Here is a 13689-nt window from a genome sequence, read left to right as displayed (position 1 = left end):
TCCCCATGAGCCGACACTACGACTGCTCGGACCCCCTTGAGCGGGCCCGCGGCATCGCGGACGCCGCGTCCTGCCTGCGCCGGGGCGAGGTCGTCGTCATGCCGACCGACACCGTGTACGGGATCGCGTCCGACGCCTTCACCCCCGCCGCCGTCCGGCTGCTGCTGGAGACCAAGGGCAGGGGCCGCGACATGCCGCCGCCGGTGCTGGTCGGCTCGGTGCGCGCGGCGACCGCGCTGATCGACGACCTCGGCCCGTACGGCCAGGACGTCATCGACGAGTTCTGGCCCGGCGCGCTGACCGTCGTGTGCCACGCCAACCCGAGCCTCGCCTGGGACCTCGGCGACACCAAGGGCACCGTCGCGGTGCGGATGCCGCTGCACGACCTCGCGCTCGAGCTGCTGCGCGAGACCGGCCCCCTGGCGGTCTCCAGCGCGAACCTGAGCGGGCACCCGGCGGCGCGGACCGTCGAGGAGGCCGAGGCGATGCTCGGCGACAAGGTGTCGGTCTACCTGAATGACGGCCCGTCCGGCGGCGGCCAGGCGTCGAGCATCGTGGACCTCACCGGCACGCTGCCGAAGCTGCTCCGGCGCGGCGCGATCAGCGAATCCCGGCTGCGGTCGGTGTGCGGGGTGCTGCTGCGCGACGAGCTGCTCGGCGACGATGACGACGAACTCACCGACGACGCCCTCGCCGTCCAGGAGGCCGCGGCGGCCGAGGCCCTGAAGAAGGAGTTCGGGGCCCCGGGCGACGCCCAGACCGACGCCGACAAGCCCGCGGACGACAAGCCCGAGGACGACAAGCCCGCCGACGCCGTCGACTTCGTGAAGGACTCCGGCGACGAGAAGGCCGACGCCGTGGACTTCGTGAAGGGCGCCGAGGACAAGGACGCCGAGGAGTCTCCGGCCAAGGAGACCCCGGCCAAGGACGTCTAAGGCCCGGGCTTACTCCGCCGCGCGGCCGGTCGCGACTCTGCCGAGGGCGAGCAGCATCAGCCCGCACAGCAGTTTGTCGTCCACCGCGACGTTCCACGGGCCGCCGGCGGCGACGTCGTCGGCGAGGTCCCACAGGACGAGCGCGCAGCCCGCGGTGACCAGCACGGCCCGCAGCGGGCGCGGGCTGCGGCCGTGCAGCAGCGTGCCGAGCGGCGCGGCGGACAGCAGCACGAGCCAGCCCCAGGGGGTGAACCCCAGGTGGGGCGGGGCCATGACGGGCGGAGTCGGCGCGAGCGCGCCCGAGGCGAACGCGGCGCGCACGACCATGCCCTCGCCCGGCCTGAGCGCCGACTGGCGGAACTCGGCCCTCCCCGGGCCGTCGGGGCCGCCCGCGCAGGTCGTCTGCGCGCCCGCCCGCCCCGCGAGGCACCCCGTCGCGAACACCGCGGGGGCGTGAATCCGCACGGTCGCCTCGCCGAGCGGATGCGGCCAGGCGGGCCCCAGGACGTTCCACAGCAGCTCGTCGCGTCCGCCGTCCTCGCGCACCAGGGAGACGACGTCGTAGTCCAGCACGTACGTGTGGCGGCCGGACACGGGGTGTCCCGCGCCGATGCGCAACTGCCGCTCGTGCATGAAGTCGCGGACCGTCAGGTTCACCGGCGCGAACGTCGGGCTGGTGACCTCGATGCGCTCGATCCGGTGGGTCGCGTCGCCGTCGCGCTGCCTGAGGCGGCGCAGCAGGCCGGCCGAGCCGTCGCCGGCGAAGTCGACGGTGAACGTCTCCCGCACGTGGACCGTGCCGTTCTCCGCGACGGTCAGGACCGCCTCGAAGGACGGCACGCTCGCCTCGGCGGACTGCTGGCCCCGGAACAGGACGGGGAGCATCGCGAGGAAGACAAGGGTGGCCGCCGTCATGAGGCCGGTGGGGGAGGGGCGTCGCTTCATCACCGGGTGCAGTCTCTCGCGGACGCAACGCAGTCCGCAGCCGTTCCGCGCAACGGGAAACTCAGATTACGGGGAAAGTGTGAACAAGGTCACATGCAACCTGAGACGTCTGCGTGATCAATCGACCGCGCTCCGCGTTCCCCCAGCTAGGGGCCACCATGATCGGTCACCCACGGTGCCCGGAGCCGCCCCCGCATCCCTTCTTCGATGCCGGACGGCGTCCGAAGGTTCCGAAAACCCGGTGAATCAGGCGGCGTGAAGTTTCCCGCATATGACGGGCATAAACCTGATCTTTCTTCAACCGCTACAGTCCCACCCCGAGTAAGGCGAGAGATCAAGGAGTGATCACATGCGGCGAATCGCTGCGGTAACCGTCACCGCCGTCGCTCTGAGCGTCGGGATGGGTCTGGCCGCCGCCCCCGCCGGAGCCGCCCCCGCCAAGAAGGTGACCAAGAGCTGGGTGACCCACAAGGGCAAGACCGCCGCGTTCAAGTCGGTCCAGGCCGGTGGCAAGTTCACCCGCAACGGCAAGAACATCACGGTGCGGGGCTACATCCAGGACAAGGTCCGCGGCAACGGCTGGGCCCCCGGGGTGCAGTTCCGCTACTGGACCGGCGGCAAGTGGAAGCTGTCCGACGAGATCTTCGTCAGCACCAACGGGGTCACGCCGTACGACTCCGTGTACAAGTACTACGACGACAAGCCTCTGCTGAAGGCCAAGGGCACCAAGCTCCAGGTGCGTGAGCTCGCGCTCAAGCCGAACAACAGCAAGAAGGGCACCCGCTACGGCGCCTGGAAGAAGCTCTTCTAACAGGTCCCCGCTCCGCGGTCCCACGCCCGGCGCCCCGCCCAGGGGTGGCCGGGCTTTCTCATGCGGGCGCTGCGCCAGGGGGTCATGTGACCAACGTCACTTGCAACTCGGGGTCGTGGTCACCGGTGGTCGCTCCGCGTAGTCGCCTCAGGTGGGCGGCGCGCGGACCGCGCGCGGGCGGGGCCGTGCGACGGAAGGGGCTTAGATGCCGGGCCGGGATCGGAGGTTCGGGATGTACCTGATGTTTATGCGACCGTCATTTCGCGTCATCGGCGGTAAAAGTGCGCGCATTGCGCGGTCGGTACAGTCCGGTTCCGGAAAATTCGAGCTGATCGAGGAGCGAGTGCATGCGGCGGATCGCCGCGGTGGCCATGGCCGCCGTACTGGTCGCGGGGTGGGCGGTTCCCGCCCAGGCCGGGCCGGGCGGGAAGGTGACGAAGAACTGGTCGACTCCGGAGGGGAAGACCAAGGCGCTGAAGTCCGTCAAGGTCTACGGCAGTTACACCAGGGAAGGCGCGTCGGTCTCGGCGCGGGGGACGCTGCGCGACTTCGGCAAGAACGGGTGGTCGCCCGGCGTGCAGTTCCGGGCATGGCAGGACGGGAAATGGACGCTGTCGGAGGTGTACTTCCGCGTCCGCCCGTCCGGAAAGCCGATGGACGCCGTCTTCAAGATGAACTACGGACTCTTCTGGGCCACCTCCGCGAAGCATTTCCAGGTGCGCGAGGTCGCGCTGAAAGCGACGAGCACCACGAAGGGCCGCAAGTACGGGGCCTGGCGGAAACTCTTCTGAGAAAAAGAACCGCGCATTCTCCGGAGAAGGCGCGGCGCGCGCGGCTACTATGCCGGGGCAGAATCCGCGATGACCGTCGGGAGCGCCACGGATGCCACGCGTCACCACAGTGCTGTTCGCCTGCGGGGCGCTCTCGCTGGGCGCGGCGGTCTTCGGCGTGCCGGGCAGCGCCGGGCCGCCCGCCCCGCAGACCGTCGTCGCCGAGGGCCGCTTCAAGACCGCCGACGGCAAGGGCGCGGCGTTCCGGCACGTCCGCGCGAGCGGGCGGTACGAGGTCACCGAGGACACCGTCACCGTCCGGTTCACGATCACCGACCGCAAGCGGGACGGCTGGACGGCCGGGGTCCAGTTCGCGACCGGCGAGGCATGGGACGAGCACCACTCGCCCGTCTACTTCCCCTCGGGGACGGCCGCCGATCCCCAGCCGGGCGTGCTGCGCGGCCCGAAGGTGGCCGAGGCGAGGCCGCGTGAGCGGCCCAGGTGCCCGCGCTGCAAGGTCGTCGAGCCCCGCAAGCGCAAGGGCGGCGGCCGCCTCGCGGACGGCAGGCTCGCCTACCGCTACCCGAGGGCGTTCACCTCGTCGTTCACCGAGCACCTGTGGGTCCGCGAGGTGCTGATCAAGAAGGACGGCCGCAGGACGATCGTGCGCCCCGGCCGTGCCGTCGCGGTCTACCGGGCCCCCGACGGCATCGTCTACCCGGGCGCGCAGCGCTCTGCCCCCCTCCCGCCCGGCTCCCGCTTCGCCCCCGCCCTCCCCGCCGCCCTCCCTCCGGCCCAGCCCGCGACCGCACCCGGTGATCAGCCCGCCGACGCGCCCACGGCCCTCCCCGCCGCCCCCCACCCGGCCCAGCCCGCCGACGCGCCCACCGGCCTTCCGGCCGACCCGTTCGCCGACGCGCCCACGGGCCTCCCGGCCGACCCGTCCGCCGACCTCTCCGTAGATCCGGGAGGGGCGCAGGGCCCGGCCGGGCGGCGGCCTCCGGTGGGGACCCTGCTGTTCTCCACCAAGCAGTTCCGCGAGCTCGAGGTGGCCGCCGAGCCCTGGGGAGGGGCGGGGCACGCCCGTCGCCGCCAGGACGGGGACGGCGAGGCCAGGATGCTGCTGCGGATCAGGGATCTCGCGGTCGACCGCCGCCTCCCCGGGGTGATCGTCACCTTCACCGACGAGGACGGGACCCGGATAGACACCTGGACGTTCTGGAACGCCAGGGACAGCTCCGGCCGTTGGACGAGTCGGCTTGCGGTCAACAAGCTGTCAGGGCACCTCTTCTACCGCCCCTGCGTGGGTACGCAGAGCCGTAACGACGGGGTGTGGGCCTACGAGCCCGTCGCCTGCGGGGACACCCGCCAGGTCTACTGACCCGGCGGATGTGACGAGGGGGACGAAGGCCGTGGAAAGCGCATCCGGGACGGCCGGAAGGCGTAAGGTGTCCTGATCGTGGGACCGACCGCCAACCCGAGCGGGACGGCGGGCGTCTCACCGGTCATAGGGGTCGCATCAGGGCGGAACGGGGGGTGAGGACATGCGGGAGTACCTGCTGGTGATCCTCACCGGCATCACCGTCACGTACCTGCTCGTTTCCCCGGTGAAGAGCCTGGCGATCGCCATGGGCGCCCAGGCCGCCGTCCGCGACCGCGACGTGCACAAGGTCCCCACCCCGCGCATCGGCGGCCTGGCGATGTTCGGCGGCCTGCTGGGTGCCCTGCTGATGGCCCGGGCGCTGCCGCACATGACCGCGGTGTTCATCGAGACAAAGACCGCCAACGCGATCATCCTGTCCGGCGCGCTCATCGTGCTGCTCGGCATCGCCGACGACCTGTGGGACATCGACGCCCTCACCAAGCTCGCCGGCCAGATCGCCGCCTCCGGCATCCTGATCATGAACGGCGTCCAGCTCAGCGCGCTGCCCAGGCTGGACGGCGGCTCGCTCGCTCTGTCCCCGGTCTACGGCGTCCCGCTCACCGTCTTCATCGTGGTCGCCACGATCAACGCGGTGAACTTCATCGACGGGCTCGACGGCCTGGCCGCCGGCGTCGTCGGCATCGCCGCGTTCGCGCTGTTCCTGCTGGCTTACCGGCTCGCCGAGGTCGTCGACATCCCGCTGCTGATCGGCCCCGCGCTGATCGCCGGGGTGCTCGTGGGCATCTGCGCCGGGTTCCTCGCGCACAACTTCCACCCGGCCCGCATCTTCATGGGCGACACCGGCTCCATGCTCATCGGCCTGCTGCTGTCGGCCGCGACGGTCCAGCTCATCGCCCTGTTCGACACCGCGCTCGCCGAGAAGTACCTGATCTTCCCGCTCTGGCTGCCGCTGCTGCTCGTCCCGATGGTGACGGTCGTGCCGTTCGCCGACATGCTGCTCGCGGTCTGGCGGCGCACCAACCAGGGCCTGTCGCCGTTCGCGCCGGACAAGCACCACCTGCACCACAGGCTGCTGCGCCTTGGCCACTCGCACCGCCGCTCGGTCCTCATCATGTACGGCTGGGTCGGCCTGGTCGGCGCGTGCATGGTCGCGATGTCGTTCGTGCCGCCGAACTCGCCGAAGTGGCAGGCGCTCGTGCTGTTCGTCACTCTGTGTGTCGCCATCCTCGGCGCGGCCCTGATGGTCGGGGTGCCGCGCGTCATCGCCCGCAGGGCCTTCCAGGCCGAAGTCGAGGCCGCCGCGGCCGGACCCGGAGACCGCACCCGGCAACACGCGTAACCGGCCGTTCGCACACCGGTTACCTGGGGGGTAATTGCCGGAGTTCCCTAGGCTTGTGATAGCTTTCACTAAGTAGAGACGAACACGTAACGTAACCACCCCGGAGCCCTCATGGACTCGACCGGCAAGCGCCTTCTGACCGGCGCGGCCCTCCCCGTCTCCTTCGCCGGAGTCATCGCGATCGCCGTCGGAAGCGTCGTCGGCGGAATCGAGGGAGCGCTCGGCGCGGGTCTCGGCTCGGTGGCCGTCATCGTCTTCTTCTCACTCAGCGCGTACGTCGTGAACTGGGCTTCGAAGATCTCGCCGCAGACCGTGCTCGTCGCGGGCCTCGCCAGCTATGTGCTGAAGGTCCTCGCGATGATGATCCTGGTTTCGGCGGTGAAGGGTGTCACGGTTTTCGACACCGTGGTATTCGGCTGGACCGTGGTGGCCCTGGCGGTCGCCTGGATCGTCGCCGAGTTCCGTATCACCCTCGACACACGAAAGCCCTATATCGATGAACCCGCCGGTGATGCCCGCCGCGACGACGCCAAGGAGCGCTCGTCGCACGGGGCCACTCCGATATGACCAGTCCGCGTCTAGCCTGCTATTGTCCGGAACGCGATGAGCGAGCACGAGGCACCATCCAAAGGGGCGGGCCCCAGCTTCGCAGACGCCATGTGGTCGGTCCCGAGCTACATCCTCTCGGGAATGATCATCTGGGGCGGCGCGGGTTGGTTTGCGACCTACCTGACCGGGTGGGTGTTGTTCAAGCCGATCGGGTTGGTGATCGGTGTGGTGCTCGCCGTCTACCTGGTCTACGTGAAATACGGTCGCTGACCGCCGGCGCCTCGCGCCCGGCCAGCCGGTTTTTGATCCGATATCAGCTTGAAGGGAACGCCACAGTGCGCGAGTGCAGCGAGCGGACCACCGTACCCACCGAGGTGAACAAGTGAGTACAGCGATCGTGCTCGCTTCATCCGGTGGGGAGTTCACGCCGCCAGGCGCGGAACTGTTCGACTTCCCGCCGCTATTCGCCGGCGGCCCCGAGTGGCTGACCAAGCCGGTGCTCATGGCGGTCCTCGGCGTCGTGGTCACCTGCGGCCTGGCATGGAGCGCGTTCGCCAAGCCGAAGCTCGTGCCGCGCGGCATGCAGAACGTCGGCGAGATGGGCTACGTGTTCGTCCGCGACCAGGTCGCCCGCCCTTTCCTGGGTAAGGACGCCGAGCGGTGGATGCCGCTTCTGCTGTCGATGTTCATCCTGATCTGGGTCTGGAACATCTTCGCCGTCATCCCGGTCATCCAGTTCCCGGTGGCCTCGCACATCGCGTTCCCCGCGGTTCTCGCGCTGAGCGTGTACTTCCTCAAGATCTACCTGGGCATGAAGCACCAGGGGCCGGTGAAGTACTTCACCAACCTCATCCCCCCCGGCCTGCCCAAGCCGATCTACGTCCTGCTCGTCCCGATCGAGTACCTCTCGACGTTCGTGCTGGCGCCCTTCACCCACGCGGTCCGACTTTTCGCGAACATGTTCGCCGGCCACATCATCCTGGCCTTCTTCAGCCTCGTGGGCTACTGGTTCCTCATCGAGAACCCGACCCTGCTCGGTGCGCCCGTCGGCGTGCTCGGCGTCATCATGACGATCCTGATGACCGCCTTCGAGATGTTCATCCAGTTCCTCCAGGCCTTCCTCTTCACGATGCTGGCCGCGATGTACATCGGCAGCGGACTGCACGCCGACCACTGAGTGCGGCCGCGTCCGCGCGGACCACTCGGAACATCGTTATCCCCAAGGACCAGACCGGCGGATCGTCCGTCGGCCAACTGAAGGAGTAAGTGAAATGAGCGTTGTCGCCCAGTCGGCCCTTGCCGCCGTCGAAGGCAACGTCGGAGCGATCGGCTACGGCCTCGCCGCGATCGGCCCGGGTGTGGGCGTCGGCATCATCTTCGGTCAGGGCGTCCAGGCGATGGCCCGTCAGCCGGAGATGGTCGGTGTCATCCGCCAGAACATGATGCTGGGCTTCGTCCTCACCGAGGCGCTCGCCCTCATCGGTCTGGTCGCGCCGTTCATCTACGGCTGATCCACCGCTGAGAACCCCTGACGAAAGGCTGCGAAAACAATGATCACAGCAGCTTCACTGCTCGCTGCGGAGGAGGGCAACAACCCCCTCATTCCGCACACCTATGAGCTTGTCGTCGGAGTCTTCGCCTTCCTCGTCGTCGTCCTGGTCGTCGGCAAGATCCTGACTCCCCGGATTCAGAAGACCCTTGCCGAGCGCACCGAGCTCATCGAAGGCGGGCTCAAGAAGGCCGAGGACGCACAGGCGGAGGCCAAGCAGACCCTCGACGCTTACAAGAACCAGCTCTCGGAGGCCCGCCAGGAAGCGGCGCGCCTGCGCGAGGAGGCTCGTGAGCAGGGCGCTCAGATCATCGCCGAGATGAAGGAGCAGGCCCAGGTCGAGGCGCGCCGGATCGTGGAGAACGCCCAGGCCCAGATCGAGGCGGAGCGGGCGCAGGCCCTTGCTTCGCTGCGCGCCGAGGTCGGCGCGCTGTCGGTCGACCTGGCCGGACGTGTCGTCGGTGAGTCCCTTGAGGACGAGGCGCGCCAGCGTCGCATCGTCGACCGGTTCCTCGAGGAGCTCGAGTCGTCCAACGCCGCCGGTAAGGCCCTGTGATGGCGGGAGCTGTCAGCAGGGCCTCCCTGGCCGAGGTCGACGAGCGGTTCCCGCAGGTGCTCGCGTCCACCGACGCGGGCGTCCTTGGCGCGGAGCTCTTCGAGATCCTGCACCTGCTCGACCGCGAGCACGGCCTGCGCCGGACCCTGTCCGACCCCGCCGTCTCCGGCGAGGCGAAGGCGGGCCTGCTCGGCTCACTGCTCGACGGCAAGGTCAGCGCCGCCGCGGCGTCGCTGGCCGGGGAGATCGTCCGGCGTCGCTGGAGCACGTCGGCCGAGCTGACCGACGCGGTCGAGCAGTACGCGGTGGCGGCCCTGGCCGACGCCGCCGAGCGCGCCGGACAGCTCGACCAGCTCGAAGAGGACCTGTTCCGCTTCGGCCGCCTGATCGAGGGCAACACCGAGCTGCGCAACGCGCTCGCCGGTGAGCTCGTGCCCGCCGACCGCAAGGCCGAACTGGTCACCTCCCTGCTGGAAGGCAAGGTCGGCGGTCCGACTCTGGCCCTCGTGCTCGAAGCCGTCACCCATCCCCGGGGACGTAGCCTGGAGCGTGGGCTCGATGCCTTCGGCAAGATCGTCGCCGCTCGGCGCAACCGGCTCGTGGCGCTCGTGCGCACCGCCGTCTCCCTCACCGGGGAGCAGCAGAACCGGCTGGCGGCCGCGCTCGGCGCGTCCTATGGCCGCGAGGTACACCTGAACATCGAAATCGACCCCACTGTGCTCGGCGGAATCGCCGTACAGCTCGGGGACGAGGCAATCGACGGCACGATCGCCGGACGCCTTGACGGCGTGCGCCGGCGGATCGCCTGAAGGGCAAGAGAGGAATCATGGCGGAGCTGACGATCCGTCCGGATGAGATCCGGAACGCGCTGGAGCGTTTCGTCCAGTCGTACGAGCCCGACGCGGCCGCGCGCGAGGAGGTCGGCACTGTCACCGAGTCCGGCGACGGTATCGCTCGCGTCTCGGGCCTCCCCTCGGCGATGGCCAACGAGCTCCTTGAGTTCGAGGGCGGTATCCGCGGTCTGGCGCTGAACCTCGACGCGCGCGAGATCGGCGCGGTCGTACTGGGCGACTACACCAAGATCGAAGAGGGCCAGCCCGTGCGTCGCACCGGCGAAGTCCTCTCCACCCCGGTCGGCGACGAGTTCCTTGGCCGCGTCGTCGACGCGCTGGGCAACCCGATCGACGGCAAGGGCCCCATCGACTCGACCGAGCGCCGCGCGCTGGAGCTGCAGGCTCCCACCGTCGTGCAGCGTCAGTCGGTGAGCGAGCCGCTGCAGACCGGCATCAAGGCCATCGACGCCATGACGCCGATCGGCCGCGGTCAGCGCCAGCTCATCATCGGCGACCGGCAGACCGGCAAGACCACGGTCTGCGTCGACACCATCATCAACCAGCGTGAGAACTGGCTGTCCGGTGACCCGGACAAGCAGGTCCGCTGCATCTACGTCGCCGTGGGTCAGAAGGGCTCCACCATCGCTGCCGTTCGCGGCACGCTGGAGGAGGCGGGCGCGCTGGAGTACACCACCATCGTGGCGGCTCCCGCGTCCGACCCCGCCGGCTACAAGTACATCGCGCCCTACACCGGTTCCGCGATCGGCCAGCACTGGATGTACCAGGGCAAGCACGTCCTGATCGTCTTCGACGACCTGTCCAAGCAGGCCGAGGCGTACCGCGCCGTGTCGCTGCTGCTGCGCCGTCCGCCGGGCCGTGAGGCTTACCCGGGCGACGTCTTCTACCTGCACTCGCGTCTGCTCGAGCGCTGCGCGAAGCTGTCGAACGACCTTGGCGCGGGCTCCATGACGGGTCTGCCGATCATCGAGACCAAGGGCAACGACGTCTCGGCGTTCATCCCGACCAACGTCATCTCGATCACCGACGGCCAGTGCTTCCTCGAGACCGACCTGTTCAACCAGGGTGTGCGGCCGGCCATCAACGTCGGTATCTCCGTGTCCCGGGTCGGCGGCTCCGCGCAGATCAAGGCGATGCGCAAGGTCGCGGGCACGCTGCGGCTTTCGCTGTCGCAGTACCGTGACCTCGAGGCGTTCGCCTCGTTCGCGTCCGACCTCGACGCGGCCTCCAAGGCCCAGCTCGACCGCGGCTCCCGCCTTGTCGAGCTGCTGAAGCAGCCGCAGTACAGCCCGTTCCCCGTCGAGAAGCAGGTCGTCTCGGTGTGGGCGGGTACGTCCGGCGAGCTCGACGAGGTTCCGGTGGAGGACATCCGCCGGTTCGAGGCCGAGTTCCTCGACTACATCGAGGCCAACTCCAAGGGCCTCCTGGCGGGCATCCGGGAGACCGGACAGCTCTCCGACGACGCGCTGACGACCCTGAAGGACTCGGTCACCGAGTTCAAGAAGGGCTTCACCACGAGCGCCGGCACCCTTCTGGGCGTCGACGAGCCGGTCGAGCCCCTGGGCGCTGAGGACGTCGAGCAGGAGACCATCAAGCGCGTCAAGAAGGTCTGATCCATGGGAGCTCAGCTTCGAGTCCTGCGCGGCAAGATCAAGTCGGTCAGCTCGACCGCGAAGATCACGCGCGCGCAGGAGCTGATCGCCACCTCCCGGATCACCAGGGCACAGGAGCGCGTGGCCGCCTCCAAGCCGTACGCCGACAAGATCACCGCGGCGCTGTCCGCGCTGGTCAGCCACCGTCCGGGCATCGACCACCCGCTGCTGCGCGAGCAGCCCGCGGACAAGCGCTCGGCCGTGCTGGTCATCACGTCGGACCGCGGTTTCTGCGGCGGCTACAACTCCAACGTGATCCGTGAGGCCGAGGCGCTCCAGGCGCTGCTTCGCGAGCAGGGCCGCGAGCCGGTCCCGTACGTGATCGGCAACAAGGGCGTCACCTGGTACCAGTTCCGCGACCGTGAGCTCGGCGGGCACTGGTCCGGCTTCTCCGGACAGCCGGACTTCCCCAGCGCCGAGCGCGTCGGCCGCAAGCTGGTCGAGGACTTCCTGAAGACCGACGCCGAGGGCGGGGTCGGTGAGATCCACGTGGTCTACACCGAGTTCGTCTCGATGCTCACCCAGGAGGTCCAGGTCAAGCGCCTGCTGCCGCTCCAGCTCGAGGACGTCGAGCGCCCGGACACGGTGCCGCCGTCCTACGACTTCGAGCCGTCGGCGAGCACCGCGCTCGACCTGCTGCTGCCCAACTACATCGAGAGCCGCATCTTCCACATGCTGCTCCAGGGCGCGGCCTCCGAGCATGCGGCGCGGCGGCGTGCCATGAAGTCGGCGACGGACAACGCCAATGATCTGATCGGGCTCTACTCGCGCCAGGCCAACCAGGCGCGCCAGGCCGAGATCACCCAGGAAATCAGCGAGATCGTCGGTGGCGCGGACGCGCTCGCCGACGCCGGTCGCGGGGAGTGAAAAGGAACATGTCTTCAACTGCGGTAGCGATCGGCACCGGCCGCGTCGTCCGGGTCATCGGCCCGGTCGTCGACGTCGAGTTCCCCGCCGACGCGATGCCTCCGATCAACAACGCCCTCCACGTCGACGTCACGCTCGGCGCGGAGACCAAGACCCTGACCCTCGAGGTCGCCCAGCACCTGGGTGACAACGTGGTCAAGACCATCTCCATGCAGCCGACCGACGGTCTGGTGCGCGGCTCCACGGTCACCGACCTCGGCGACCCGATCCTCGTGCCCGTCGGCGACGTGACCAAGGGCCACGTGTGGAACGCCCTCGGCGAGTGCCTCGACACGCCCGTCGCCTCCCTCGAGGTGAACGAGCGCTGGGGCATCCACCGCAGCGCCCCGCCGTTCGACCAGCTCGAGTCGAAGACCGAGATCCTTGAGACGGGCATCAAGGTCATCGACCTGCTGACCCCGTACGTCAAGGGCGGCAAGATCGGTCTGTTCGGTGGCGCCGGTGTCGGCAAGACCGTGCTGATCCAGGAGATGATCACCCGTGTCGCCCGTAACTTCGGTGGCACCTCGGTGTTCGCCGGCGTCGGCGAGCGCACCCGTGAGGGCAACGACCTCTGGGTCGAGATGGACGAGGCCAACGTCCTCAAGGACACCGCGCTGGTGTTCGGCCAGATGGACGAGCCGCCCGGCACCCGTCTGCGGGTCGCCCTGTCGGCGCTGACGATGGCGGAGTACTTCCGCGACGTCCAGAAGCAGGACGTGCTTCTGTTCATCGACAACATCTTCCGTTTCACCCAGGCCGGTTCCGAGGTCTCCACGCTGTTGGGCCGCATGCCGTCCGCGGTGGGCTACCAGCCCACCCTGGCCGACGAGATGGGCCAGCTGCAGGAGCGCATCACCTCGACCCGCGGTCACTCGATCACCTCGATGCAGGCGATCTACGTCCCCGCGGACGACATCACCGACCCCGCGCCGCACACCACGTTCGCGCACCTCGACGCGCGTACCGTGCTCTCGCGGGCCATCACCGAGAAGGGCATCTACCCGGCGGTCGACCCGCTGGACAGCTCCTCCCGGATCATGGACCCGGCGATCATCGGCCGTGAGCACTACGACGTGGCCCAGAGCGTCATCGGGATCCTCCAGAAGTACAAGGAGCTCCAGGACATCATCGCGATCCTCGGTATCGACGAGCTGTCCGAGGACGACAAGGTCACCGTGCAGCGCGCGCGTCGTATCGAGCGGTTCCTGTCGCACCCGATGTACGTCGCCGAGCAGTTCACCGGCCAGCCCGGTGTCACCGTTCCGCTCGACGAGACGGTTGCGTCGTTCAAGGCCCTCACCGAGGGCAAGTACGACCACATCCCCGAGCAGGCGTTCTTCATGTGCGGCGGCGTTGACGACGTCGAGAAGAAGGCGAAGGAGCTCGCCAAGTAAGGCGGACTCCCGCCGCCGGGGCCGCTCGGCCCCGGCGGCCCTTCC

General features: G+C 69.0%; 15 protein-coding genes. 14 read left to right on the top strand and 1 reads right to left on the bottom strand.

The features are described from left to right. Nucleotides 1–5: 5 nt before the first annotated feature. Nucleotides 6–935, top strand: a complete 930-nt coding sequence (locus R9X44_RS28450) for an L-threonylcarbamoyladenylate synthase (RefSeq protein WP_319817386.1) — start codon at nucleotides 6–8, stop codon at nucleotides 933–935. Between the two features lie 9 nt (nucleotides 936–944). Here R9X44_RS28450 and R9X44_RS28445 read toward each other — a convergent pair whose 3' ends face one another. Continuing rightward, nucleotides 945–1880 (bottom strand): DUF2207 domain-containing protein, encoded by a 936-nt coding sequence (locus R9X44_RS28445; protein WP_319817471.1) that lies wholly within the window; start codon nucleotides 1878–1880, stop codon nucleotides 945–947. A 349-nt stretch (nucleotides 1881–2229) separates the two neighbouring features. On the opposite strand from R9X44_RS28445, the gene R9X44_RS28440 reads away from it, so the two are divergent. The 13 genes from R9X44_RS28440 to atpD all read left to right on the top strand — a co-directional run bounded on the left by R9X44_RS28440 (nucleotide 2230) and on the right by atpD (nucleotide 13644). After that, the gene (locus R9X44_RS28440) at nucleotides 2230–2691 is read left to right on the top strand and encodes a hypothetical protein (protein ID WP_319817385.1); all 462 of its coding nucleotides are present in this window, start codon (nucleotides 2230–2232) and stop codon (nucleotides 2689–2691) included. 347 nt (nucleotides 2692–3038) lie between these two features. Further along, entirely contained in the window at nucleotides 3039–3482 is a 444-nt protein-coding gene (locus R9X44_RS28435) for a hypothetical protein (protein WP_319817384.1), read from the top strand. Nucleotides 3483–3573: 91 nt separating this feature from the next. Then, nucleotides 3574–4842, top strand: coding sequence for a hypothetical protein (locus tag R9X44_RS28430; protein WP_319817383.1), 1269 nt, complete (start codon nucleotides 3574–3576; stop codon nucleotides 4840–4842). A 163-nt stretch (nucleotides 4843–5005) separates the two neighbouring features. After that, a complete protein-coding gene (locus tag R9X44_RS28425; RefSeq protein ID WP_319817382.1) occupies nucleotides 5006–6184 on the top strand; it encodes an MraY family glycosyltransferase in 1179 nt (392 codons plus the stop codon). 111 nt (nucleotides 6185–6295) lie between these two features. Next, nucleotides 6296–6751, top strand: a complete 456-nt coding sequence (locus R9X44_RS28420; protein WP_319817381.1) for a hypothetical protein — start codon at nucleotides 6296–6298, stop codon at nucleotides 6749–6751. Between the two features lie 36 nt (nucleotides 6752–6787). Further along, nucleotides 6788–7003, top strand: a complete 216-nt coding sequence (locus tag R9X44_RS28415; RefSeq protein ID WP_319817380.1) for a hypothetical protein — start codon at nucleotides 6788–6790, stop codon at nucleotides 7001–7003. Nucleotides 7004–7115: 112 nt separating this feature from the next. Then, the gene (atpB, locus tag R9X44_RS28410) at nucleotides 7116–7910 is read left to right on the top strand and encodes a F0F1 ATP synthase subunit A (RefSeq protein ID WP_319817379.1); all 795 of its coding nucleotides are present in this window, start codon (nucleotides 7116–7118) and stop codon (nucleotides 7908–7910) included. A gap of 94 nt (nucleotides 7911–8004) precedes the next feature. Further along, entirely contained in the window at nucleotides 8005–8244 is a 240-nt protein-coding gene (gene atpE, locus R9X44_RS28405; protein WP_319817378.1) for an ATP synthase F0 subunit C, read from the top strand. Between the two features lie 39 nt (nucleotides 8245–8283). Further along, nucleotides 8284–8838, top strand: a complete 555-nt coding sequence (locus tag R9X44_RS28400; protein ID WP_319817377.1) for a F0F1 ATP synthase subunit B — start codon at nucleotides 8284–8286, stop codon at nucleotides 8836–8838. Next, nucleotides 8838–9647 (top strand): F0F1 ATP synthase subunit delta, encoded by an 810-nt coding sequence (locus R9X44_RS28395; RefSeq protein ID WP_319817376.1) that lies wholly within the window; start codon nucleotides 8838–8840, stop codon nucleotides 9645–9647. The genes R9X44_RS28400 and R9X44_RS28395 overlap by 1 nt, the downstream gene beginning before the upstream one ends. 17 nt (nucleotides 9648–9664) lie before the next feature. Continuing rightward, complete coding sequence (gene atpA, locus R9X44_RS28390) at nucleotides 9665–11302, top strand: F0F1 ATP synthase subunit alpha (protein WP_319817375.1); 1638 nt, start codon at nucleotides 9665–9667, stop codon at nucleotides 11300–11302. A gap of 3 nt (nucleotides 11303–11305) precedes the next feature. Further along, on the top strand, nucleotides 11306–12208 hold the full coding sequence (locus R9X44_RS28385; protein WP_319817374.1) for a F0F1 ATP synthase subunit gamma: 903 nt from the start codon (nucleotides 11306–11308) through the stop codon (nucleotides 12206–12208). A gap of 8 nt (nucleotides 12209–12216) precedes the next feature. Beyond that, nucleotides 12217–13644: a F0F1 ATP synthase subunit beta gene (gene atpD, locus R9X44_RS28380; protein WP_319817373.1), complete on the top strand. Its 1428-nt coding sequence runs from the start codon at nucleotides 12217–12219 to the stop codon at nucleotides 13642–13644. The last annotated feature ends 45 nt before the right edge of the window (nucleotides 13645–13689 follow it).

It is taken from the genome of Actinocorallia sp. A-T 12471 (assembly GCF_033875155.1).
Taxonomy (GTDB): Bacteria; Actinomycetota; Actinomycetes; order Streptosporangiales; family Streptosporangiaceae; genus Actinocorallia.
The sequence above is the reverse complement of the archived record's forward strand: the minus strand, read 5'-3'. Positions and strand labels throughout refer to the sequence as shown.

Bases quoted from the DNA above. Each gene is read 5' to 3' on its own strand.
- R9X44_RS28450 (WP_319817386.1), top strand. From the start codon at position 6: ATGAGCCGACACTACGACTGCTCGGACCCCCTTGAGCGGGCCCGCGGC.
- R9X44_RS28445 (WP_319817471.1), bottom strand. From the start codon at position 1,880: ATGAAGCGACGCCCCTCCCCCACCGGCCTCATGACGGCGGCCACCCTT.
- R9X44_RS28440 (WP_319817385.1), top strand. From the start codon at position 2,230: ATGCGGCGAATCGCTGCGGTAACCGTCACCGCCGTCGCTCTGAGCGTC.
- R9X44_RS28435 (WP_319817384.1), top strand. From the start codon at position 3,039: ATGCGGCGGATCGCCGCGGTGGCCATGGCCGCCGTACTGGTCGCGGGG.
- R9X44_RS28430 (WP_319817383.1), top strand. From the start codon at position 3,574: ATGCCACGCGTCACCACAGTGCTGTTCGCCTGCGGGGCGCTCTCGCTG.
- R9X44_RS28425 (WP_319817382.1), top strand. From the start codon at position 5,006: ATGCGGGAGTACCTGCTGGTGATCCTCACCGGCATCACCGTCACGTAC.
- R9X44_RS28420 (WP_319817381.1), top strand. From the start codon at position 6,296: ATGGACTCGACCGGCAAGCGCCTTCTGACCGGCGCGGCCCTCCCCGTC.
- R9X44_RS28415 (WP_319817380.1), top strand. From the start codon at position 6,788: ATGAGCGAGCACGAGGCACCATCCAAAGGGGCGGGCCCCAGCTTCGCA.
- atpE (WP_319817378.1), top strand. From the start codon at position 8,005: ATGAGCGTTGTCGCCCAGTCGGCCCTTGCCGCCGTCGAAGGCAACGTC.
- R9X44_RS28400 (WP_319817377.1), top strand. From the start codon at position 8,284: ATGATCACAGCAGCTTCACTGCTCGCTGCGGAGGAGGGCAACAACCCC.
- R9X44_RS28395 (WP_319817376.1), top strand. From the start codon at position 8,838: ATGGCGGGAGCTGTCAGCAGGGCCTCCCTGGCCGAGGTCGACGAGCGG.
- atpA (WP_319817375.1), top strand. From the start codon at position 9,665: ATGGCGGAGCTGACGATCCGTCCGGATGAGATCCGGAACGCGCTGGAG.
- R9X44_RS28385 (WP_319817374.1), top strand. From the start codon at position 11,306: ATGGGAGCTCAGCTTCGAGTCCTGCGCGGCAAGATCAAGTCGGTCAGC.
- atpD (WP_319817373.1), top strand. From the start codon at position 12,217: ATGTCTTCAACTGCGGTAGCGATCGGCACCGGCCGCGTCGTCCGGGTC.